The 22,053-nt window shown below is 68.5% G+C and carries 17 protein-coding genes and 2 pseudogenes; 13 read left to right on the top strand and 6 right to left on the bottom strand.

Annotated features, from left to right (window positions below; all coding sequences use genetic code 11):
* Positions 1-11: 11 nt before the first annotated feature.
* Positions 12-1,193 (bottom strand): FAD-dependent oxidoreductase, encoded by a 1,182-nt coding sequence (locus ROA7023_RS11065; protein WP_085879096.1) that lies wholly within the window; start codon positions 1,191-1,193, stop codon positions 12-14.
* 291 nt (positions 1,194-1,484) lie between these two features.
* Between ROA7023_RS11065 and ileS the strand changes: the two genes are divergently transcribed.
* The gene (gene ileS / locus ROA7023_RS11060) at positions 1,485-4,499 is read left to right on the top strand and encodes an isoleucine--tRNA ligase (RefSeq protein ID WP_085879095.1); all 3,015 of its coding nucleotides are present in this window, start codon (positions 1,485-1,487) and stop codon (positions 4,497-4,499) included.
* 118 nt (positions 4,500-4,617) lie between these two features.
* Here the strand turns inward: ileS and ROA7023_RS11055 are convergent, their stop codons facing one another.
* From ROA7023_RS11055 to ROA7023_RS11045, 3 genes are all read right to left on the bottom strand, one after another.
* Entirely contained in the window at positions 4,618-5,313 is a 696-nt protein-coding gene (locus tag ROA7023_RS11055; RefSeq protein ID WP_085879094.1) for a CDP-alcohol phosphatidyltransferase family protein, read from the bottom strand.
* Positions 5,314-5,455: 142 nt separating this feature from the next.
* Positions 5,456-6,388 carry a tyrosine recombinase XerC gene (locus tag ROA7023_RS11050; protein ID WP_234992158.1) on the bottom strand — a complete coding sequence of 311 codons (933 nt, stop codon included), beginning with the start codon at positions 6,386-6,388 and terminating at the stop codon, positions 5,456-5,458.
* Entirely contained in the window at positions 6,376-7,086 is a 711-nt protein-coding gene (locus ROA7023_RS11045; RefSeq protein WP_085879093.1) for a DUF484 family protein, read from the bottom strand. The genes ROA7023_RS11050 and ROA7023_RS11045 overlap by 13 nt, the downstream gene beginning before the upstream one ends.
* 137 nt (positions 7,087-7,223) lie before the next feature.
* Between ROA7023_RS11045 and yghX the strand changes: the two genes are divergently transcribed.
* Positions 7,224-8,120 carry a YghX family hydrolase gene (gene yghX / locus ROA7023_RS11040; RefSeq protein WP_085879123.1) on the top strand — a complete coding sequence of 299 codons (897 nt, stop codon included), beginning with the start codon at positions 7,224-7,226 and terminating at the stop codon, positions 8,118-8,120.
* A 174-nt stretch (positions 8,121-8,294) separates the two neighbouring features.
* On the opposite strand, the gene fsa is transcribed toward yghX, so the two are convergent.
* A complete protein-coding gene (fsa, locus tag ROA7023_RS11035) occupies positions 8,295-8,948 on the bottom strand; it encodes a fructose-6-phosphate aldolase (RefSeq protein WP_085879092.1) in 654 nt (217 codons plus the stop codon).
* A 156-nt stretch (positions 8,949-9,104) separates the two neighbouring features.
* Here fsa and ROA7023_RS11030 point away from each other — a divergent pair, with 156 nt between their 5' ends.
* The 8 genes and pseudogenes from ROA7023_RS11030 to ROA7023_RS10995 all read left to right on the top strand — a co-directional run bounded on the left by ROA7023_RS11030 (position 9,105) and on the right by ROA7023_RS10995 (position 19,061).
* Positions 9,105-11,294 (top strand): primosomal protein N', encoded by a 2,190-nt coding sequence (locus tag ROA7023_RS11030; protein ID WP_085879091.1) that lies wholly within the window; start codon positions 9,105-9,107, stop codon positions 11,292-11,294.
* A gap of 273 nt (positions 11,295-11,567) precedes the next feature.
* Positions 11,568-13,388, top strand: a complete 1,821-nt coding sequence (gene glsA / locus ROA7023_RS11025) for a glutaminase A (RefSeq protein ID WP_159458482.1) — start codon at positions 11,568-11,570, stop codon at positions 13,386-13,388.
* A gap of 104 nt (positions 13,389-13,492) precedes the next feature.
* Complete coding sequence (locus ROA7023_RS11020; RefSeq protein WP_085879089.1) at positions 13,493-14,722, top strand: MFS transporter; 1,230 nt, start codon at positions 13,493-13,495, stop codon at positions 14,720-14,722.
* A gap of 96 nt (positions 14,723-14,818) precedes the next feature.
* Positions 14,819-15,750: pseudogene (locus tag ROA7023_RS11015) on the top strand (IS5 family transposase).
* 178 nt (positions 15,751-15,928) lie between these two features.
* A pseudogene (locus ROA7023_RS11010) lies at positions 15,929-16,688 on the top strand (transposase).
* 211 nt (positions 16,689-16,899) lie between these two features.
* Positions 16,900-17,556 (top strand): peptide-methionine (S)-S-oxide reductase MsrA, encoded by a 657-nt coding sequence (msrA, locus tag ROA7023_RS11005; protein WP_085879088.1) that lies wholly within the window; start codon positions 16,900-16,902, stop codon positions 17,554-17,556.
* 207 nt (positions 17,557-17,763) lie between these two features.
* Positions 17,764-18,636, top strand: coding sequence for a 50S ribosomal protein L11 methyltransferase (locus ROA7023_RS11000; RefSeq protein ID WP_085879087.1), 873 nt, complete (start codon positions 17,764-17,766; stop codon positions 18,634-18,636).
* An 80-nt stretch (positions 18,637-18,716) separates the two neighbouring features.
* Positions 18,717-19,061 (top strand): hypothetical protein, encoded by a 345-nt coding sequence (locus tag ROA7023_RS10995; protein WP_085879086.1) that lies wholly within the window; start codon positions 18,717-18,719, stop codon positions 19,059-19,061.
* Between the two features lie 130 nt (positions 19,062-19,191).
* Here ROA7023_RS10995 and ROA7023_RS10990 read toward each other — a convergent pair whose 3' ends face one another.
* Positions 19,192-19,401, bottom strand: a complete 210-nt coding sequence (locus ROA7023_RS10990; protein ID WP_085879085.1) for a DUF1127 domain-containing protein — start codon at positions 19,399-19,401, stop codon at positions 19,192-19,194.
* A gap of 308 nt (positions 19,402-19,709) precedes the next feature.
* Between ROA7023_RS10990 and ruvC the strand changes: the two genes are divergently transcribed.
* The 3 genes from ruvC to ruvB are packed head-to-tail and all read left to right on the top strand — an operon-like array spanning position 19,710 to position 21,942.
* A complete protein-coding gene (gene ruvC / locus ROA7023_RS10985) occupies positions 19,710-20,216 on the top strand; it encodes a crossover junction endodeoxyribonuclease RuvC (RefSeq protein WP_085879084.1) in 507 nt (168 codons plus the stop codon).
* Positions 20,213-20,878, top strand: coding sequence for a Holliday junction branch migration protein RuvA (gene ruvA / locus ROA7023_RS10980; protein WP_085879083.1), 666 nt, complete (start codon positions 20,213-20,215; stop codon positions 20,876-20,878). The genes ruvC and ruvA overlap by 4 nt, the downstream gene beginning before the upstream one ends.
* A gap of 44 nt (positions 20,879-20,922) precedes the next feature.
* Positions 20,923-21,942 carry a Holliday junction branch migration DNA helicase RuvB gene (ruvB, locus tag ROA7023_RS10975; protein WP_085879082.1) on the top strand — a complete coding sequence of 340 codons (1,020 nt, stop codon included), beginning with the start codon at positions 20,923-20,925 and terminating at the stop codon, positions 21,940-21,942.
* The last annotated feature ends 111 nt before the right edge of the window (positions 21,943-22,053 follow it).

The raw sequence follows: 22,053 nt of genomic DNA, 5'->3' as shown, positions 1-22,053 counted from the left end.
GATGGTTGGTCTCAGCCCTGTGGCGGAGGGGTGCCCGCCGCGGGGGGCAGCGAGCCCGAGGGCGGCAGCAGGCTGCCGCTGACAAGGCGGCTGAGGATGCGCGGCAGGGGCGGGATCTGGCTCAGCGGGAACAGCAGGCGGTCGCGCAGGACGGGCAGCCAGCGGCTGTCGGATTGGTATTGCGGTGTGAAGAGCGCCGACATCCCCTGGTATGCCCGGACGTGCCAGCGGCGGCCCATGGCATAGGCCCGGGGCGCGTCGGGCGCCGGGAAATGCGCCAGGGCCGCGGCCAAGGCATCGGCATCGAGCAGGGCCATGTTGGCGCCCTGGCCCAGCTGGGGGCTCGCGCGGTGCGCGGCATCGCCGATGTGGACCATGCCCTCGGACCAGGGCTTGCGCAGGGTGCCGTGGCCGTAGCGGGCCATGGTCATCTGGTTTGCATCCGAGATCTGCGCGATGAACGGCGCGAAAGCCGGCCAGAGGCTGCGGGCCTCGTCCTTCCAGGCCTCTAGTCCGGCCTGGCGCCAGCTCCCGTGGCCATCGGCGGGCAAAGACCAGAAGATCGCGGCCTTGTCGCCCGTCGCGCCGGGCAGCCGGCCGATGGGCAGAACGCCCAGCATCCGGTCCGCCCAGCGGTAGCGTTGCGAGAGGCGGTCGCGGGGAAGCTCGGTGTCGGGCCAGGCGACGGTTCCCCAGACGGCGCCGTAGGGCAAGGGCCGCGCGATGAGCGGCGACAGCGGGGAGCCGGCCCCGCAGGCATCGACGATGAGCTCGAACGGCGCGGTGCGGGCGCCGCCGGCGAGGATCAGCCGCGGGCCCTCGCGCCCGGTGACGCGGCTGGCGGGGGTCAGCGCGATCCCGCGCGACCGCGCCGCACCGAGCAGGGCCTGGAACAGGGCGGCGCGGTGGATGGCGAGGCCGGGGACAACCCCGTAGCGGACGTCCAGCACGCGGCGCCCGCTCGCCGCCTCGCGTCCGAGCATTCGCGTGATCGGGGTGCCGAAGCCCCGCGCGGCGGTCCCGGCGCCGATCCGCTCGAGGACGTCGAGGCCTACTGGCTGGATCACCAGCCCAGAGCCGACCGGGGCGGGGGCATCGAACTGGTCGAACAGGGTCACGGTATGGCCGAGGTCGTGCAGCAGGCTGGCCGCGGCGAGCCCACCGATTCCGGCACCGGCGATTGCGATCTGCATGGGCGCTCCTTTCGCCGTGACGCGGGCAGAAGAGCGCCTGGAGCCGGCGAGGGCAAGGGGTGGCGGGCGGCGGATGCCTCCGGCGGGGATATTGGCGAGGCAATGAAGGTGCCGGGGCTTTACCCCGGTGATCCGGCGGGGTATTCGGCGGCCATGGCGATCGAACGGACCCTGTTTCGAATTACCGTCCCGGCGTCCTGAGCGCAGGACCGCCGGGTTACAGCCGTTGCGCATTGCCGCGGCGCGATCTATCCCCCCTTTCGAACACGAGATCCGAGGAGCCTCAGCCCCATGTGTGCCGAGACCGTGACCACGCCCGACTACAAAGACACCCTCAACCTGCCGCAGACATCCTTTCCGATGCGGGCCGGCCTGCCGAAGCGCGAGCCCGACTGGCTGACGCGCTGGGCCGAGATCGGCATCTACGAGCGCCTGCGCGAGAAGGCGGAGGGGCGCGAGCCCTTCACCCTGCACGACGGGCCGCCCTATGCGAACGGGCACCTGCACATCGGGCACGCGCTCAACAAGATCCTCAAGGACATGGTGGTGCGGTCCCAGCAGATGATGGGTCGCGACGCGCGCTACATCCCCGGCTGGGATTGTCACGGTCTGCCGATCGAGTGGAAGATCGAAGAGAAATACCGATCCAAGGGTCTCGACAAGGATGCCGTGCCGGTCGTCGAGTTCCGGCAGGAGTGCCGCGACTTTGCCGCTGGCTGGATAGACATTCAGCGGGCCGAGTTTCAGCGGCTTGGCGTGACCGGCAAGTGGGAAGAGCCTTACCTGACCATGGATTTCCACGCCGAGCGGGTGATCGCCGAGGAATTCCAGAAATTCCTGATGAACGGCACGCTCTACCAAGGGTCGAAGCCGGTGATGTGGTCGCCCGTCGAAAAGACCGCGCTGGCGGAGGCGGAAGTCGAGTATCACGACCGCCAGACGGACGCGGTCTGGGTGCCGTTCCCGATCGTCAGCGCCAGATCGGCGCTCTACGACCGCGAGAATACGATACCGTTCGAGGAGGAGACGCAGCAAACCCGCCACGACGTGGCCGTCGCCGCGGAGGGCCGCGAGGCGCAGCTTCAACGGGCCAAGGTGGTGATCTGGACCACGACCCCCTGGACGCTGCCGCAGAACCGCGCCATTTGCTACGGTCCCGAGATCTCGTATGGTCTCTACGAGGTGCGCGAGACGCCGGAGGAATGCTGGGCCGCCGCCGGTGACATCTATCTGCTGGCGGATCCCCTGGCCGAAGAGACCATGTCCGCCGCACGGCTGGAGCCTTCGATGTATCGGCGCCTGCGCGACGTGCAGCGCGAGGAGCTTGAGGCGCTCGTCTGTGCCCACCCGCTGCGGGGGGCCGACGGCGCCTCGGGCGAGTGGGACTTCGACGTGCCGCTGCTGCCCGGCGAGCATGTCACCGACGATGCCGGGACCGGGTTCGTGCACACCGCGCCCAGCCACGGCGATGACGACTACATGATCGGCCGCAAGCACGGGCTGGAGATGACCTGGAACATCCTCGACGATTCCAGCTACCGGGCGGATCTGCCGTTCTTTGCGGGGCTGCGGGTCATCGAGGAGAACGGCAAGCCGGGCCGCGCCAACAAGGCGGTGATCGACAAGCTGGTCGAGGTCGGCGGGCTTCTGGGACGCCGCCGGATCACGATCTCGGACGCGCATTCCTGGCGCTCCAAGGCGCCGGTGATCCGTCTCAACCGTCCGCAATGGTTCGCCGCCATCGACCGCCAGGTTGGCGACGGCCAGGACAGCTATGGCAAGACGATCCGCGAACGGGCACTGACCTCGATCGACGAGCTTGTGACCTGGACGCCGCCGACCGGGCGCAACCGGCTCTATTCGATGATCGAGGCGCGGCCCGACTGGGTGCTGTCGCGTCAGCGCGCCTGGGGCGTGCCGTTGACCTGTTTTGTGAAAGTCGGCGCGTTCCCGGGCGACCCGGATTTCCTGTTGAGGTCGGAAAATGTCAATTCGCGAATCCTCGCCGCCTTCGAGGAGGAGGGCGCGGACGCCTGGTACAAGCCCGGCGCCAAGGAGCGGTTCCTGGGCAATGACGCAGATCCGGCCCAATACGAGCAGGTGTTCGACATCCTCGACGTCTGGTTCGACAGCGGCTCGACCCACGCCTTCGTGCTGCGCGACCGCGCGGACGGCAGCGCGGACGGGCTGGCAGACCTCTATCTGGAGGGGACGGACCAGCATCGCGGGTGGTTTCATTCCTCGATGCTGCAGGCTTGCGGCACGATGGGACGCGCACCCTATCGGGCGGTGTTGACCCATGGCTTCACGCTGGACGCCAAGGGCAACAAGATGTCCAAGTCGGTGGGCAACACGGTCGCGCCCGAGCAGGTGGTCAAGCAATACGGTGCCGATATCCTGCGGCTTTGGGTGGCGCAGTCGGATTACACCGCCGACCTGCGGATCGGCGACGAGATCCTGAAGGGGGTCGCCGACAGCTATCGCCGGTTGCGCAACACCATGCGCTACATGCTCGGGGCGCTGGCCCATTTCACCGAGGCCGACCGGGTCGATCCGGCCGAGATGCCGGAGCTGGAGCGTTACGTGCTGCACCGGGTGGCGGACCTGGATGCCGTGGTGCGCGAGGGCTATGCCCGCTACGATTTCCAGGAGGTGATCCAGAAGGTGTTCACCTTCGCCACGGTGGAGCTCTCGGCGTTCTATTTCGACATCCGCAAGGACGCGCTCTATTGCGATGGCGACAGCCTGCGGCGGCGGTCCGCGCGGACGGTGCTGGACCTGCTGTTCCACCGGCTGACGACCTGGCTTGCCCCGGTGATGGTGTTCACCATGGAGGAGGTCTGGCTGGAGCGGTTCCCGGGCGACACCTCGTCGGTGCACCTGACGGACATGCCCGAGACGCCGGCCGAGTGGCTCGACCCGGCGCTGGCCGGGAAATGGGCGAAGGTCCGGGCGGCGCGGCGCGCGGTGACCGCGGCGCTGGAGGTGCAGCGCGCCGAGAAGGTGATCGGCGCCTCGCTGGAGGCCGCCCCCGTGGTGCATGTGGCCGATGACGAGACGCTGGCCGCGCTCCGCAGCGTGGCGTTCGAGGATATCTGCATCACCTCCGCTATCGTTCTGAGCGCGGGGGAGGTCCCCGAGGCGGCCTACGTTCTGCCCGACGTGCCCGGCGTGGGCGTGGTCTTTGCCATGGCCGAGGGCGAGAAATGCCAGCGTTGCTGGAAGATCCTGCCGGATGTGGGCAGCCATGCCTATCCGGGCACCTGTGCCCGCTGCGATGCTGCGCTGACCGAGGCCGAAGGCTAGATCTGGGCCGGGCGGTCTGCTTCCGAGACCGGACGACGCCGTCGGCATTCGCGGGCCGGCGGCGTCCATTTTTCGGGGGTGGGCAACGGGGTCAGGGGGTTGATGTCGCGCGGCCGTTCTAGCGGCGTTCCGGGAGGATCTGTTGCACCGGCCCGGCCAGAAGAAGGTAGAGCGAGGTAAGGATCAGGGCCGCCTGGGTCATGTCGGACAGGCGGAAATCGTGCCAGGCGGCGAAGGCGGCCAGCGCGATCCAGATCAGTGCCACCGGTAGGGTCAGCCCGCGCCAGCGGCGGGTGCGGACCGGGTGGACGAACTTGACGTTCAGGAACATCAGCGCGGCCAGCACCACCACGATCGCAAGGATGACGGAAGGCGAGGGGGCGACCGCGAAGAAGACGATGATTGCCATGTTCCAGCAGCCGGGAAAGCCCGAGAAGGAATTGTCCGAGGTCTTCATCCGCGTGTCGGCGAAGTAGACGACGCTGGTGTAGGTGATGACCAGGATCGCGACCCAGCCGGTCCAGCCCGGCAGAAGATCGCTGGTGAAGAGCGCGAAGGCCGGGATGAACACGTAGGTCAGGTAGTCGATGATCAGGTCCATCAGGACCCCGTCGAATTCCGGCGCGTTGCGGGTGACGACGTATTTGCGCGCCAGCGGTCCGTCCACGCCATCGACCACGAAGGCGACCACCAGCCAGAGGAACATGGTGCGCCAGTCCTCCTGCACGGCGGCGAGCATGGCCAGCATGGCGAAGACCGCGCCTGTCGCGGTGAGGAGGTGGACGCCGAGCGCGGCTTGCCGGACACGTTTCATGGGCCTGTCATGGAGCAATCCGACACGAGAGAAAAGAGGGACATGCGAGGTTTGGGGGCATTGATGCGCCGGGTCGACGTTCGGCGCTCGCCTGCGGCATCGCCCCGCCCGCCGTCCCGCAGCACCCCCGGGGCGGAGCCGGTCACGCGGTGCGGGCACGGGGGTGGGCGGCGGCGTAGACCTCCATCAGCCGGGCGGTATCGACCGCGGTATAGGCCTGGGTTGTCGACAGCGAGGCATGGCCCAGCAATTCCTGGATCGACCGCAAATCGCCGCCCGCGTTCAGCAGGTGGGTGGCGAAGCTGTGGCGCATGGCATGGGGCGTCGCGGTGGCCGGCAGGCCCAGTTGCAGCCGGGCGGCCTCCATCACCTTCTGGATGGCGCGGGGGTTCAGCGCACCGCCCCGGACGCCGCGAAAGAGCGCTGCGCGGGGCTGTTGCGGATGGGGGCAGAGCTTCAGGTAGCCGTCCACCGCCGTGCGGGCCGGGGCGATCACCGGCACGATCCGTTCCTTGCCGCCTTTGCCGGTGATGCGAAGAACCTCGGGCAGGGGGGCATCTGCGCCGGTCAGCGACAGCGCCTCGGAGATCCGCAGGCCGCAGCCGTAGAGCAGGGTGACCACGGCGGTGTCGCGCGCCGCGACCCAAGGCTCCCGCGCCTGCAGGTCGACCCGGGCGATCATGTCGCGGGCGGCATCCTCGGCCAGCGGACGGGGCAGCCGTTTCTGGAACTTGGGCGAGCGGGTGGAGAGCACCGCCGTCGGCTCGAACCCCTCGCGCTCGGCCACCCAACGGTAGAAGCCCTTCACCGCCGACAGCGACCGGGCCAGCGAGCGGGCCGAGACTCCGCGGGCCCGTTCGCTGGCCATCCAGGCGCGCATGTCGCTGACATCCACCCGGGCGAGGGGGGCCAGGCCCTCCTGCCCGCCGTGGTGGGCCGACAGGAACGACAGGAACCCAATCACATCGGCGCGGTAGGCGGCGACGGTCCGCTCGGACGCGGCCTTGAGGGCGCGGGCGTGGCTGAGCCAGTCCTCGGCCGCCGAGCGGAGCGCCGGGGAGATCAGGAAAGCCACCGCCGCATCGTGCGCTCGAACACGCCGCCGAAGAAGGTCAGCAGGTCGGTGCCCTGCTGCGGCGTGAACTGATGAGGATCCTCGCATCCGAGCGCCAGCATGCCCGGCAGGCGGCCCGGGCCCAGGTCGAGGCGGATGCAGGCTTCGGAGCGCAGATAGGCGGCCGAGGTGCCATAGAGCGCGTCGCTGCTGGGCTGGATCTGGCGCAGCAGGACGGGGCGGTTGCCCACGTTGCGCCCGTTCGAGATGTAGTCGGCCACGAAGCCCTGGGGGGCCACGTGCAGAACGTCGCCGACCCTAGACAGGGCCGGATCGGCCTCGGCATCCGCCACGGTTTCCAGCACCAGGACCATGGCGTCAATCCGCAGGATGTCGGCGACGTCGGTGCCGAGGCACTTGAGGAAGTCCTCGAACTTCACCTCTTCGAGCAGGCGCAGCACCGCGCGGTGAATCTGGTTGGTGCCTGCGAGGTTCTCATAGGCGGCGGCGATCACGTTGCGGTGGGTGTCTTCGAGCCGGTCGAGCCGGGCCTCCAGCCGCTCCATCGCGATCCCGCGCAGGTCGACGATGTTCTGGCCCATCGTGGAGTCCTTGGCGGACACCAGGGCGCGCATGATGTCGTGGTCCTCGAGAAGGGTTTCGGGGTCGGAAAGGATCCGCTCGCGCACGGATGCGTCGATCAGGGGAGTGCTGCTCATGCCGGTCTCGTTCTTCTGTTTTGCGGGCAGGTTAGCACAGAAAGACGCCCTGAACAGTCCTCGATCGGCTGCATGGGCGCGGCGTTGTCGGAGCGCCACGGCGGGCTATGTTCCCCTACGTCAGCATGGAGGTTGCAATGACGACCGGATCAAGAAAGAAGGCCAGCGATTTTCACCCGCGCATCCTTGAATATTTCGACGGATATGTGCACGGGCAGATGACCAAGCGGGAGTTTATCGCACGGGCCGGGCGTTATGCCGCGGCGGGGGTGACGGGGGCGATGATCCTCGACCAGCTTCAGCCGAACTACGCCTGGGCGCAGCAGGTCGCCCCGGATGATCCGGAGATCGAGAGCGAGGTCGTCGAGTACCAGAGCCCCGAAGGTCACGGAACGGTGCGCGGGCTGATGGCGCGGCCTGCCGGCGCGACGGGGCCGCTGCCCGCGGTGCTGGTGGTGCACGAGAACCGGGGGCTGAACCCTTATATCGAGGATGTCGTGCGCCGGGCGGCCAAGGCGGGCTATCTTGCCTTCGGTCCCGACGGGCTGACACCGCTGGGGGGCTATCCGGGCAATGACGAGGAGGGGCGCGAGATGCAGCGCACGCTCGACGGGGCGAAACTGATGGCCGATTTCTTCGCGGCCTTCGAATTCCTGCGCGACCGCGACGACAGCACCGGCCGGGTCGGGGCCGTCGGGTTCTGCTACGGCGGTGGGGTCTGCAACGCGCTGGCGGTGGCCTATCCGGACCTCGCGGCCTCGGCGCCGTTCTATGGGCGCCAGCCGGCGGCAGAGGATGTGCCGGCGATCGAGGCGCCGCTTCTGATCCACTACGCCGGGCTCGACGAGCGGATCAATGCCGGCTGGCCGGAATACGAGGCGGCCCTGTCCGCGGCAGGCAAGACCTATACGGCGCATATCTATCCCGATGTGAACCACGGGTTTCACAACGACACCACGCCCCGCTACGACGAGGCCGCCGCGACCTTGGCCTGGGATCGGACCCTTGCGTTCTTTGCGAGAACGCTCGCCTGACCGGCGCCTTGCCAGAAGGAGCGCTTCCGCGCGCACTTTTTCGGCCAGCGGCAGACGTGCCGCTGCCAAGCGGCCGTCGCGCCCGGGGCCGACAGAAAAAAGGGTCGGGGAGATATCCCCGACCCCTCTGGCCATCGCTGGATCCGACAAAGGTGCGCGATCCCTGTCGCTGCGTCAGATGATCTTCTGACCGGTCTTGGCCCAATCCGACATGAACGCGTCGAGGCCCTTGTCGGTCAGGACGTGATTGGCCATGGCCTTGATGACCGCGGGCGGGGCCGTGGCCACGTCTGCGCCGATCTTGGCGGCCTCGGACATGTGGTTGGCCGAGCGGATCGAGGCGGCGAGGATCTGCGTCTCGAACCCGTAATTGTCGTAGATCTCGCGGATGTCGGCGATCAGCTCCATCCCGTCGAGGTTCAGATCGTCCAGCCGGCCGATGAACGGAGAGATGAACGTCGCCCCCGCCTTGGCCGCCAGAAGCGCCTGGTTGGCGGAAAAGCACAGGGTCACGTTGACCATGTGGCCGGCGTCGGTGAGGGTCTTGCAGGCCTTCAGCCCGTCCCAGGTCAGCGGCACCTTGATCGCGATGTTCTCGGCGATCTTCTTGAGCTCGAGCCCCTCGGCGATCATCCCGTCGGCATCCAGCGCCACGGTCTCGGACGAGACCGGCCCGTCGACGAGATCGCAGATCTCCTTGGTGACCTCCTTGATGTCGCGTCCGGATTTCATGATGATAGAGGGGTTGGTCGTCACCCCGTCCACCATGCCGAGGTCGTTGAGCTCTCGGATGGCGTCGATGTCGGCGGTGTCTACGAAGAATTTCATCGGGTGGCTCCTTGTCCCGGCGTTGTGTCCTGACGACGTTTAGCGCAAACGGCGGGCCACAGAAAGGTGCTGCGGCCGCACTTGTGTCGAGGCGCGGGCGCGACTAGGCCCGAGGCAGATGCGGCGCGGTGGCACAGAAACGGGACCCGAAGGCGCGTGACGGACTTCTTTCACGAGGGCGAGCTTGCCGGGGTGCTGACGACGCAACCCATCGGCCGGGTGCTGGATTACAAGGCGCCCGAGGGCGGCTGCATGACCGGGCAGTTCGTCGAGGTGCCGCTGGGACCGCGCAAGGTGCTGGGCGTGGTCTGGGAGAAAGGGCGCGGGGATTTCGACAGCGCCCGGATCCGGTCCGTCATCCGGGTTCTGGACGCGCCCGCCATGGGCGCCGAGATGCGGGCCTTTCTCGAACGCGCCGCCGCCTACACCCTGACGCCCATGCCCGCGATGCTGCGGCTGGCGACGCGCGCGCCGGGCCTGGGAGATCCGCCCGCCATGCGCAAGGTCTACCGTCTGGGCGAGACCGTGCCGTCCCGCCTGACCGCGTCGCGCGAAAAGGTGCTGGCGGTGCTGGAGGATTTCGTCGGGCTGTCCTTCACCCTGGGCGAGCTGGCCGACCAGGCCGGGGTCGGGGCCTCGGTCGTCAAGGGCCTGGTGGCGCAGGGGGCCGTCCGGGAAGAGGACACGCCCCGCGACATGCCCTATCCGCGGCTCGACCCCGACCTTGCGGGCAAGGACCTGACCGCCGACCAGGCGGCGGGGGCCGAGGCGCTGCGGGCCGGGGTCCGCTCTGGCCAATACGCTACCACGCTGCTGCGCGGGGTGACCGGCTCGGGCAAGACCGAGGTCTACCTGGAGGCGGTGGCGGAATGCCTGCGGCGGGGGCGCCAGGCCCTGGTCCTGCTGCCCGAGATCGCGCTGTCGTCGGAATTCCTGTCGAGGGTGCAGGCCCGGTTCGGGGCGCTGCCCGCCGAATGGCATTCCGGTGTCACCATGACCGAGCGGCGCAGGGCCTGGCGGATGGTCGGCGAGGGCCAGGCGCAGATGGTCGTCGGCGCCCGGTCGGCGCTGTTTCTGCCCTATCGCGATCTTGGCCTGATCGTTGTCGATGAGGAGCACGACAGCTCTTACAAGCAGGAGGAGGGCGTGCTCTACAACGCCCGCGACATGGCGGTGCTGCGGGCGTCCATGGCCGGCGCCCAGGTGGTTCTGGCCTCGGCCACGCCCAGCCTTGAAAGCTGGGCCAATGCCCAGGCCGGCAAATACGCCCGGATCGATCTGACCTCACGGTTCGGCCCGGCGGTCATGCCGCGGATGCGGGCGATCGACATGCGGACAGAGGATCTGCCTCGCGGCACCTGGATCTCTCCAACGCTGAAGGCCGCGGTGCAGGCGCGGCTGGAAAAGGGCGAGCAATCGCTTCTGTTCCTGAACCGGCGCGGCTATGCGCCTGTCACGATCTGCCGGGCCTGCGGAGCGCAGATCGGCTGTGACAACTGCGACGCCCGCATGGTCGAGCACCGGTTCCTCAAGCGGCTGATGTGCCACCAATGCGGCGAGACCAAGCCGATCCCCACCAAGTGCCCGGCCTGCGAGGCCGAGGACCGGCTCGCCCCCGTAGGCCCCGGGGTCGAGAGAATGGCCGAGGAGACCGCCGCCGCCTTCCCCGAGGCCCGCGTCGCGCTGCTGTCGTCCGACCTCTACGGCACCGCGCGGCAGCTCAAGGCGCAGATCGAGGAGATCGCCGCGGGCGGGGCGGACATCATCATCGGCACGCAGATCGTCGCCAAGGGGCACAACTTTCCGCTGCTGACGCTGGTGGGCGTGATCGACGCCGACCTCGGGCTGCAGGGGTCCGACCTGCGCGCCGCGGAGCGCACGTTCCAGCTGATGCGCCAGGTCGCGGGCCGCGCGGGCCGGGCCGAGCAGCCGGGCGAGGCGCTGTTGCAGACCTTCCAGCCGGAGCACCCGGTGATCCGCGCCATCCTCGGTGGCGACGAGGAGGCCTTCTGGGCCGCCGAGGCCGCCGAGCGCCAGGCCGCCGGGGTTCCGCCCTACGGCAGGCTGGCGGGGATCGTGCTGTCGGGGACGGACGTGCAGGACGTGTTCGACCTGGGCACGCATCTGGCGCGCAACGATGGCCCGCTGCGCCGGATCGGCGCCCAGGTCTACGGCCCCGCCGCCGCGCCCATCGCCCGCATCCGCGGCCGTCACCGGGTGCGCCTGCTGGTCAAGGCCGACAAGGGCGCCCCTCTGCAGGCCGCGCTGGCCGAATGGGCAGGCCAGGTGAAGCTGCGGGGCGAGACCCGCATGGCGATCGACATCGACCCCCAGACCTTCTTCTAGAAGCTTCCAGAAGGCCCGTGCCCGCGGCGCACGGCCGGGGCCCGCCACGGCCCGGCGGCCCGCATGGGGCGCGGCTTTTCCGGGCCGTTCGCCGGTTTCGCCCCAAGTCTGTGCAATCGGAGGGTATTTTCGCCCTGAAATGCGGCAGACGTCCCGGCGGACTGGCGCAATAGGCACCGGTCGGCGTCGTTTTGTGATGCAGGGCACAGCCGGCTGACGCAGCATCGGCGGACGATTCCGGAGCCTCTCGCCCCGGGAACGACAACAATGCACATGCCAGGACGTTTCCCCATTCCTCTGCTTCCTTCGCCGATCACCACCTATCTCGACGACCTGCGCCACCGGCTCGCCGCCGTGTCCGGGGGCGAGGTGGCCAGCTATATCCCCGAGCTGGGCCATGCCGACCCTGCCGGGCTTGGCATCTGCATCGCCACGGTCGACGGCGCGATCTACGCCAGCGGCGACACCGAGGCGCCCTTCACGATCCAGTCCATGTCCAAGCCCTTCACCTACGGGGCCGCGCTGGGCCGGGTCGGGCAGGCGGAGCTGTCGCGCCGGGTCGGGGTGGAGCCGACGGGCGAGGCCTTCAACTCGATCATCCTCGATGAGGCCAACAACCGCCCCTTCAACCCGATGGTGAACGCGGGCGCCATCGCGGTCGCGAGCCAGTTGACGGGGCCGGACGACGCCGACCAGATGCTGTCGCTGTTCTCGCGCCTCGCCGGGCGGCCGCTGTCGGTGGACGAGGCCGTCTTCGGCTCCGAGAAGGCCACCGGCCACCGCAACCGGGCCATCGCCTACATGATGCTGAACTCGGGCATGATCGAGGGCGATCCGGAGGCGGTGCTCGACCTCTATTTCCGCCAATGCTCGGTGACCGTGACGACCTCGGACATGGCCCGCATGGCCGCCTGCCTGGCGAACGAGGGCCGCAGCGTCACCAGCGGCGAAGAGGTCTATGCGCCCTGGGTCGTGCGCGACGTCCTCACGGTCATGTCCACCTGCGGCATGTACGACTACGCCGGCCAGTGGGCCTATGACGTGGGCATTCCGGCCAAGAGCGGGGTCTCGGGCGGGATCGTCGCGGTGATCCCGGGGCAGGCGGGCATCGCGATCTGGTCGCCGCCGCTCGACGCGGTGGGCAATTCGGTGCGCGGGGTCGAGGCCTGCAAGGCGATCAGCCGCGATTTCGGCCTGCATGCCTTCGGCCAGCGGGCCCATCGCGGCACCGTCCTGCGCAGCAGCCGGACCGGCGCCGAGGCCCGCTCCAAGCGGATACGGTCGCGCAGCGAGGCCGGCTGGCTCGACACCCGCGGCGACCGGGTGCTGGCGCTGGAATTGCAGGGGGCGCTCTACTTCGGCTCTGCCGAGGCGGTGATCCGCCACCTGTCCGAGCGCGGGCGCACGGCCGCGGAGCTGGTGCTGGACCTGTCGCGCCTGACCCAGGCGGATGCCGCGGGCCTGCGTCTGATGTCCGATGCGATCGCGGCCTTTGGCGGCGCGGGCCAGACCATCACCCTGGCCGGGATCAGGGCCGACGGGCCCCTGTCGGGACTGCTGAGCGACGCGGTGCGCACGGCCCCCGACCTTGACCGCGCCCTTGAGGCGGTCGAGGACAGGTTGCTGCGCAGCCATCAGAACGGTCAGGACGACGCCCGCTACGCGCTGGCCGATTTCGACCTTTTCGCCGGTCTCGCGCCGGAGGAGATCCGGGTGCTCGAAGACATCGTGCGGATGACCTCGTTCCGGCCGGGCGACCGGATCGTGGCCGAGGGCGAGGCCGCCGATACCGTGTTCATGGTGGCCAGCGGGGCGGCCGAAGTCTCCATCGCGCTTGCGGCGGAGCGGCGCCGGCGGCTGGCCTCGATCGGCCCCGGTGTGTCCTTCGGGGAAATGGCGCTGGTGGAAGGCGGCGTGCGCACGGCGGATGTCACGGCGCTCGCGCCGTCGCTGTGCTACGTGTTCCGGGTCGATGAGCTCAAGGCGCTGTCCGACAGCCATCCCCGGATCCTGTCGGAGATCCTGTCCAACCTGGTGCGCACGCTGGCCGGCCGCCTCGGTCACGCCAACGCCGAGATCCGCAGGCTTGACTGAGACACCGGCCCCGTCCCGGCCGCCGTCAAGCCTGCCGCGCCGCACAGCCTCCACCGCCCGATCGCGCCTAGCCAGGGCGCAGCGCCCGGCTTAAAGCGTCGATCATGCGTATCGTTCCCCTGCACGAAGCCCGCCACCTGCCGCTCTGGCGACGGCCGGTGTCGCTGTTGTTCGTGATGTCCATGGCGATGCCGGTGGCCTTTGCCACCTGGTCGTCGCTGCTGAACAATTTCGTCATCGAGGTGGCCGGCTTCGACGGCGCGGACATCGGCTGGCTGCATACTGTGCGCGAGATTCCGGGGTTCCTTGCGGTGGCGGTGATCGCGCTCTTGGTGCTGATCCGAGAGCAGGTGCTGGGCGTGGTGATGCTGGCCATGCTGGGGCTCGCGACGGCGGTCACCGCGCAATTTCCGTCGATGGGCGGGATCCTGACGATCACCCTGCTGTCGTCCATCGGATTTCACTACTACGAGACGGTGAACCAGTCGCTGCAATTGCAATGGATCGACAAGGCCCATGCGCCGCAGATGCTGGGCTGGATCGCGGCGGCGGGGTCGGGCGCCACGCTGGTGGCCTATCTGCTGATCGTGCTGACATGGGAGCGGTTCGGCCTCTCCTACAGCTTCGTCTACTGGGTATCGGGCGGGTTCACCGCGGCCGTGGCGCTGGTCTGCTACCTGGCCTATCCGCAGTTCGAGGCCCCAAATCCTCATGTCACGACCCTCGTGCTGCGCCGCCGCTACTGGCTCTACTATGCGCTGCAGCTGATGTCAGGCGCCCGGCGCCAGATCTTCGTGGTATTCGCCGGTTTCATGATGGTCGAGCGCTTCGGCTTCGAGGTGCACGAGGTGACGGCCCTGTTCCTGATCAACCTGGTGGCGAACATCGTGCTGGCGCCGCTCTTCGGCCGGCTGGTGGGGCTGCGCGGCGAGCGGTTCGCGCTGATCCTCGAATATGTCGGCCTGATCCTCGTCTTCCTGGCCTACGGCGGAGTCTATCTTTTCGGCTGGGGGGTGGTGCTGGCCGCGGGGCTCTACGTCGTCGACCACATCTTCTTTGCCCTGGCGCTGGCGCTGAAGACATATTTCCAGAAGATCGCCGATCCCGGGGATTTCGCTCCGACGGCCGCGGTCGCCTTCACCATCAACCATATCGCGGCGGTCGTCCTGCCGGCCCTGCTGGGGTATCTCTGGCTCACGTCCCCCGCCGCGGTTTTCCTCATTGCGGCTGGCTTGGCCGGCATCTCGCTGGCGCTGGCGCTGATGATCCCGCGCCACCCGGCGCCGGGGCACGAGACGATCTTTTCCGCCGCCCTTCCGGCGCCGGCCGAGTAGGAGGCGCTGCCCGCACAGCGCCTGCGGCCCCGGGATAACTGCGGCCTTGGGCAGCAAGCGCACCAAGGGACCAATGGATCGCGACCCCCGGCGTGAATCGCTTCGGGGGCATGCAGGACAAGTCCAGAGACAAGGCCTTGCCAGGGCTTCGAAAGCGGATCATCCGCGGGGATGACCGTCTGTTTCGACCCGTCGACGCCGTGGCATGCGGCGCTGGCCGGCAAGCGTGGCGCACAGCTGGTCCAGAGCGACGCGGCCGTCCAGGCGTGCCTGACGACGATCAAGGTGCTGTTCGGCCTGCCGCCGAGGCAGACAACGGGCTTCGTGGCGACCCTCCTGCGGCCCGCGGGCCATGACTGCCGGTGCCGGACTTCTTGACGCTGTTCCGTCGTCAGGAGACCCTGGCCGTGCAGCTGCCCGACCGGGGCAGGGGCGGCTCGCTTCCTTTGCGGATCGACAGCACCGGCCTCAAGGTCCGGGGCGAAGGCGAGTCGCATACTCACAAGCATGGCGGGGCACTTCGCCGGGTCTGGCGCAAGGTTCACCTGGCCGTAGACGAGGCGACGCTCGAGGTTCGGGCCGTCGAGTTCACCGACAGCAGCGTGGGCGACGCGCCGATGCTGCCCCGCCGGCTGGCGCAGATCTGCAAAGGTGCGCCGATCGCGTCCGTGACCGCCGACGGCGCCTACGACGCCCGCGGCTGCTGTGGCGCCATCGCAAAACACGGCGCCGACGCGATCATCCCGCCCGGGCGCAATGCAAGGCCATTGAACAAGGACAGTCCCGCTTTCCGAGGGCGAAACGAGGCCATGCGCGCCATCGGACGCGCGGGCCGAACGATCTGGCAGAGGTGGCGCGGCGACCAACGCCGCAGTCGCGTCGAGCCCAAGACAAACGGCATGAAGCTCCTGGGTCAGAGGTGTGTCGCCCGCGACTCCGAAAGGCAGACCGCAGAGCTCCAGGTCCGCATTGCTGTCCTCAATCGCATCGCCGCGCCCGGCGTCCTCGTCACGCGGCCCGTCGGCTGACATCAGACCGGGAAAGGGTAGTCCCGCCTTCAGCCGCATCATGCAACAGCGCCTGTCAAACGCACCAGGCTATTCGGCGTCGCGTCGTTTGCTCTCATTGAGTTTGACGACCCTGTGGCTCTGTTGCCCCGACCCGTAAGGGATTCATCTCGTGAATCCAGCATGGTAGCTGGGCCGTATGAGCAGACCTGCACCCCCGACCTGCAGGACCAGGACCTGGCCGGCCTATTGTGAGCCATTGATGTGTCATCGGTTCGAGCACACTGGCGAAGGCGCTCAAGCGCGTCGCTTCGCGACCTCGCTGACGATCTGGTTCGGCCCCGAGATGAGCTGGCATGCCGTGCCGACAGGCAGGCGTGGCCGCCGGCAGACCTACGGCGATACCGCCATTCGGACGTGCCCTCTGATGACGTTGGTCGAGATCACCGGGAGGCACGTCGGCGATGTGCCGATCCTGCCCGACCCTCTGGACCGGACCCCGGAGGACAAGGCAATCGGCAGCGTCACGGCAGATGGCGCCTGCGACACGCGCAAGTGTCATGACGTGATCGCCGGGCGCGACGCTGCTGCGTTCGGATACTCTCTCGAACCGGTGGCGTTCGTATCCCACCTCCCGCCCCGCAAGAGCCAAGCCGTGGAAGACCATCACTGCCGGAGCCGTAGTGCGCAACGAGGCCCCGCGCACATCCAGATACCTCGGCCGCGCCCCCGCGGCGACGATGGAGCGGATACCACCGGCCGGAGTCGCGTCGAGGCGAAGATCCATCTTTGCCAACCTGCTGGGCCAGCGGCTCGCGGCAAGGGACTTCGACCGTCAGGTCGCCGAGCTCAAGGTCCCCATCGCCATCCTGCACGGCCACATTGCGCCCGGCATCCCGGTCACGGAGGCTGTGGGATGCGGTCTGTCCGGGGTAGCGGCAACCTCGACCATCACCTGATAGGTGCGACAGAGCCCGTTTGATACATGAACCCGGACATTTGGGACCAGAAGAAATGCGGACCCGCGTCTTCATTGCCTTTCTGTATCCCCGCCGGAGGCATCCGCCTGTTGCCCCTGGGTGCCGCGGCCCGCGATGACGTGATCCCCGGCATCTGGCGGCAATCGGCTTGCGGCCCTATATCGTTACGAGACCTTAGAGGAGACATGACATGTTCGGACTGATGTCCCGCAAGACGGAAATGGTGACGGCGGATAGCGCCCTGCCCGGGCGCGAGGCGCCGATCCCCACAGCGCCCACACATTTCGTCAGCGGCGTCCCGCTGAGCCGCTCCGTGCCCGAGGGGATGGAAGTCGCGATGTTCGGCATGGGCTGTTTCTGGGGCGTCGAGCGAATGTTCTGGACCCTCGACGGCGTCTACATGACAGCCGTGGGTTATGCTGGCGGCTACACGCCGAATGCCACCTACGAGGAGGTCTGCTCTGGTCGGACCGGCCACAACGAGGTTGTGCGTGTGGTCTATGACCCGGCCCGGATTTCCTATGAGGATCTTCTGCGGATTTTCTGGGAGGGGCATGATCCGACCCAGGGCATGCGCCAGGGCAATGACAGGGGCACCCAGTACCGCTCCGGGATCTACACCTACACCGCCGCCCAGGCGGAGGCGGCCGAGAGGGCCCGCGCCGCGTTCCAGCCGCGGCTGCTCGACGCCGGCCATGGCGCGATCACGACCGAGATCCTGGAGGCGCCGCCGTTCTATTTCGCCGAGGATTACCACCAGCAGTATCTTGCCAAGAACCCCCGCGGCTATTGCGGCATCGGCGGCACCGGAGTGACCTGCCCGATCGGGACCGGGGTCGCGGGCTGAGCCTGCCGACTGTCGACGGGCCCGGAGCCTGTTTCGGGCGCGGCTCCGGGCCCGCGCCCAGGGCGCAGACTGGCCGTGGATGCTTGGATTTGTTCCGGCACCGTTGTATGGGCGCCTCGCAGCCCGCCTCCATCAGGGCGGGCGAAATCTGATTTTCGGCACGGGATCGGCGCGGATGCGTCCGGCACGCGCCTGACGGGAGTGTCGATGCCGACCTACACCGCGATTACGCAGACCGAGTCCGAGGCGCCTGCGCAGGCGCTCGGAGAGGCGCTGGAGGCGCTGAGCCCCGAGCCGACCGGCGTGGCCGTTCTTGAGATGGAGGACGGCTCGGGGCTGTTCGAGGTCGGCGCCTATTTCGACGAGCGCCCCGACGATATCGCCCTGGCCCTGCTGGCCGCCGCCCATGGTGCGCGGCAGTTCGTGACCTCCGAACTGCCGGACACGGACTGGGTAGCCAAGGTCCGGCGCGATCTGGCCCCGGTCGAGGCGGGGCGCTTCTTTGTCCACGGTAGCCATGACGCCGATCGCGTGCCGCCCGACAGCATCCCGCTTCTGATCGAGGCGGCAATGGCTTTCGGCACCGGGCACCACGGCACCACACTGGGCTGTCTGCGGGCGCTCGACCGTCTGGTCGCCGACGGCCTGGTCAAGTCGTCGGTGATCGATGTGGGATGCGGCACGGCCGTCCTTGCGATGGCGGCAGCCTCGGTCTGGCCCGGCGAGGTCCTGGCCTCCGACATCGATTCCGTGGCCGTCGAGGTGGCGGAGGCCAATGTCGTCGCGAACGGCCTGGCCGGACGGGTCCGCTGTATCGAGGCCGCAGGCTTCGACGCGCCCGAGATCGCGGCCGCAGCGCCCTTCGACCTGATTTTTGCGAATATCCTGAAGGGGCCCTTGCTGGCGCTTGCGCCGTCCATCGCCGGGGCGGCCGCTGCGGGTGCACATGTGATCCTGTCAGGGCTGCTCAACGCCCAGGCGGAAGAGATCATCGCGGCCTATGGGGACAATGGCCTGACGCTTCTGGGCCATGACGAGATCGGCGACTGGTCCACGCTGGTGTTTCGCAGGGATACCTGAGCGCGAGGCCGAAAAATTGCCGTATTCCTCCGGTAGGCGATACTTGACCGACCTGTGAGACCGTACGGAGTAGTGGCGCCATGGCGAGCACGGAGCCCTTTGAGCAGCGCGTGAAGCGGATTGCGAAAAAGCACCAACGTATCGAGACCAGCGGTGCGACGCCGAAGCTGGGCAAGGACGGGTTGATCGTGATGCGCCCCCGGCGGGCCGGTTTGCGGTTTCCGGTCAAGCCCTTCGTGATGCTGCTCGTGCTGGCTTTCGCGTTCAAGGTCTTTCTTTTCAACTACCTCGGTGACCAGGATTACGCCGCGCGACTGTCGGCGCTGGATTCAGAGGTTATGGTCGAGCGGGCGGGCGCCTTCATCCTGCAGCCCGATCCCGCGACCCTGTGGATCACCGAGATGATCGGCCGGTTCCTCGGCTAGGCCCCGGGGGCCGAACCGTCCGCCCGGACCCGTAGGGCCGCCAAGGGCAAGGCAGACAGGAAAAGGGCCGCGCCTCGTATAGAAGCGCGGCCCTTCTTGATGTGGCGCGAGCAAGAGCGCCGAAAGCGGGTCAGCGGCGGCCGTCGGCCACCACGTTGACGTCGGCGTGGTCGAGGCCGATGTCGTTGAGCTCATGGGCGGTCAGCTTGGACAGCGACTTGCGCGTGCTGCGGTGGTCGTTCCAGGTCTGGACGCCAGCCATCAGCTGAACCATCGGCTGAACGAAGCGGAAGCCGCCGGTCGGGGCGGGGGAGGAGCGGAAAGAGTCAAACAGGGCCATGTCGTTAATCCTAGCCGGCCGGCGATGCGCCGGGCGTGGGGTGTGACAGCGCATTTATCCCCGAGTCTGCGGTTTGAGAAGTGCAAAGATCGCAATGCTTCCATGCTGGAAATGCATAGCGAGAAAGCGGCATAACGCATTGAAAAACGACATTAAATTTTGGTCAAGATGTCGCTTTTCCGAGGCCGGATGTCGCCTTTGGATCCTGGCGGGAAAGACCCCCTGAAAGCGCTGTCACGACAAGTCCCTTTAACGGTGTTCGCCTTTTGTGCTAGCGTCCCCAAAACCATAACAAGACAGGGGCAGTCATGCGGGTAATCGGGCTGGATCCGGGCTTGCGTCGGACGGGTTGGGGCGTGATCGAGATGACGGGCTCGCGCCTGTCGCATGTCGCGAACGGTGTGTGCAAATCCGAAGGGGACGATCTGGCGGAGCGGCTGCTGTCGCTGTGCCTTGGCCTGCGCGGCGTCTTCGCCGAATACCGGCCTGCCGCGGCCGCGGTGGAGCAGACCTTCGTCAATCGCGACGGTGCGGGGACGCTGAAACTCGGCCAGGCCCGCGGGATCGCCATGCTGGTCCCGGCCGAGGCTGGGCTGAGCGTGGGGGAATATGCCCCGAACGCGGTCAAGAAATGCATCGTCGGTGTGGGCCACGCGGACAAGAAGCAGGTCGCCCACATGGTGCGGATCCATTTGCCGGGCGCGGTTCTGGCCGGCCCCGACGCGGCCGATGCCCTGGCCGTCGCGATCTGTCACGCGCACCACCTGCAATCGGCCGGCCACCTTGCGGCGGCCCTGGCGAGGGCGGGGGCATGATCGGGCGGCTGGCCGGGCGGCTCGACTACAAGGCCGCGGATCACGTGCTGATCTCGGTCGGCGGGGTGGGCTATGTGGTCCATGTCTCGGACCGGGTCATGGCAAGCCTGCCGGGGCCCGGAGAGGCGGTATCGCTTTATACCGACCTGCTGGTGCGCGAGGATCTGTTGCAGCTCTTCGGGTTCACCACCCTGCTCGAGAAGGAATGGCATCGGCTGTTGATGTCGGTGCAGGGGATCGGGGCCAAGGCCTCGCTCGCGATCCTTGGCGCACTGGGGGCCGAGGGCGTGGGCCGTGCCGTGGCGCTGGGCGATGCGGCGGCGATCGCCGTGGCCAAAGGCGTCGGGCCCAAGACAGCGCAGCGCGTGGTGCTCGACCTGAAGGACAAGGCGCCGGCGGTGATGGCGCTGGGCGGGACCATGGCCGCCGCCGGCGCCCGGGCCGAGGCGTCCGCGCCGGTCGTCGAGGACACCGCGCCGGCAAGCCGCCCCCCGCCGCCCTCGGGCGCGGCACAGTCCGAGGCGCTGTCGGCGCTCACCAATCTGGGGTACGGGCCGTCCGAAGCGGTCAGCGCGGTGGCCGAGGCCGCCGCCGACGCGCCCGGGGCCGAGACGCCGGATCTGATCCGCGCGGCCTTGAGGCTGTTGGCGCCCAAGGGCTAGGGAGCATCCGTCAGCCCCCGCCGGCTGCCACGTAAGGACATCGCATGACCGAACCGGACCCGACATTGCGCCCCGAGCGCCAGCCCGAGGACGCCGACCGGGCCCTGCGGCCGCAGCTTCTGGACGAGTTCATCGGCCAGGCCGAGGCGCGGGCAAACCTGCGCGTCTTCATCGAGAGCGCCCGGCGGCGTGGCGAGGCGATGGACCACGTCCTGTTCCACGGCCCGCCCGGGCTGGGCAAGACGACGCTGGCGCAGATCATGTCGCGCGAGCTGGGGGTGGGCTTCCGGATGACGTCGGGCCCGGTGCTGGCCAAGGCCGGCGATCTCGCGGCGATCCTGACCAACCTCGAGGCCAAGGACGTCCTGTTCATCGACGAGATCCATCGCCTGAACCCGGCGGTGGAAGAGGTGCTCTATCCCGCGCTCGAGGATTTCGAGTTGGACCTGGTGATCGGCGAGGGGCCCGCGGCGCGGACCGTGCGGATCGAGTTGCAACCGTTCACCCTTGTCGGCGCCACCACGCGGCTGGGGTTGCTGACCACCCCCCTGCGCGACCGCTTCGGGATCCCGACCCGGCTGGAGTTCTATACGGTGGCCGAGCTGCACGAGATCGTAACCCGCGGGGCGCGGCTTATGGGGGCGCCGGCGACCGAGGACGGGGCCCAGGAAATCGCCCGCCGCGCACGGGGCACACCTCGGATCGCGGGGCGGCTGCTGCGCCGGGTGGTCGATTTCGCCGTGGTCGAGGGCGACGGCACCGTCACCGCCCAGATCGCCGACCGGGCGCTCACCCGCCTCGGGGTGGACGAGCTGGGGCTCGACGGGGCCGACCGGCGCTATCTGCGGCTGATCGCCGAGAGCTATGGCGGCGGCCCGGTCGGCATAGAGACGATGTCCGCCGCCCTCAGCGAAAGCCGCGACGCGCTGGAGGAGGTGATCGAGCCGTTCCTGCTGCAACAGGGGCTGATCCAGCGGACCCCGCGCGGACGGATGCTTGCGGCGGGGGCCTGGCGGCACCTTGGGCTGGACCAGCCCAAGGGGCAGGGCGGGCTCTTCGACTAGGCGCGGAGGGGCCCACAGCGGGCCCCGCCCCCGGGGTTGACGCGGGCCGGCCGGGGCGGTCATTTGCGGGCATGAAACGACTCTACGCCCTGTGCCTGTCTGTCCTTACGC

The organism is Roseisalinus antarcticus, assembly GCF_900172355.1.
GTDB lineage: Bacteria > Pseudomonadota > Alphaproteobacteria > Rhodobacterales > Rhodobacteraceae > Oceanicola > Oceanicola antarcticus_A.
This window is presented reverse-complemented; position numbering and strand designations above follow the sequence as displayed.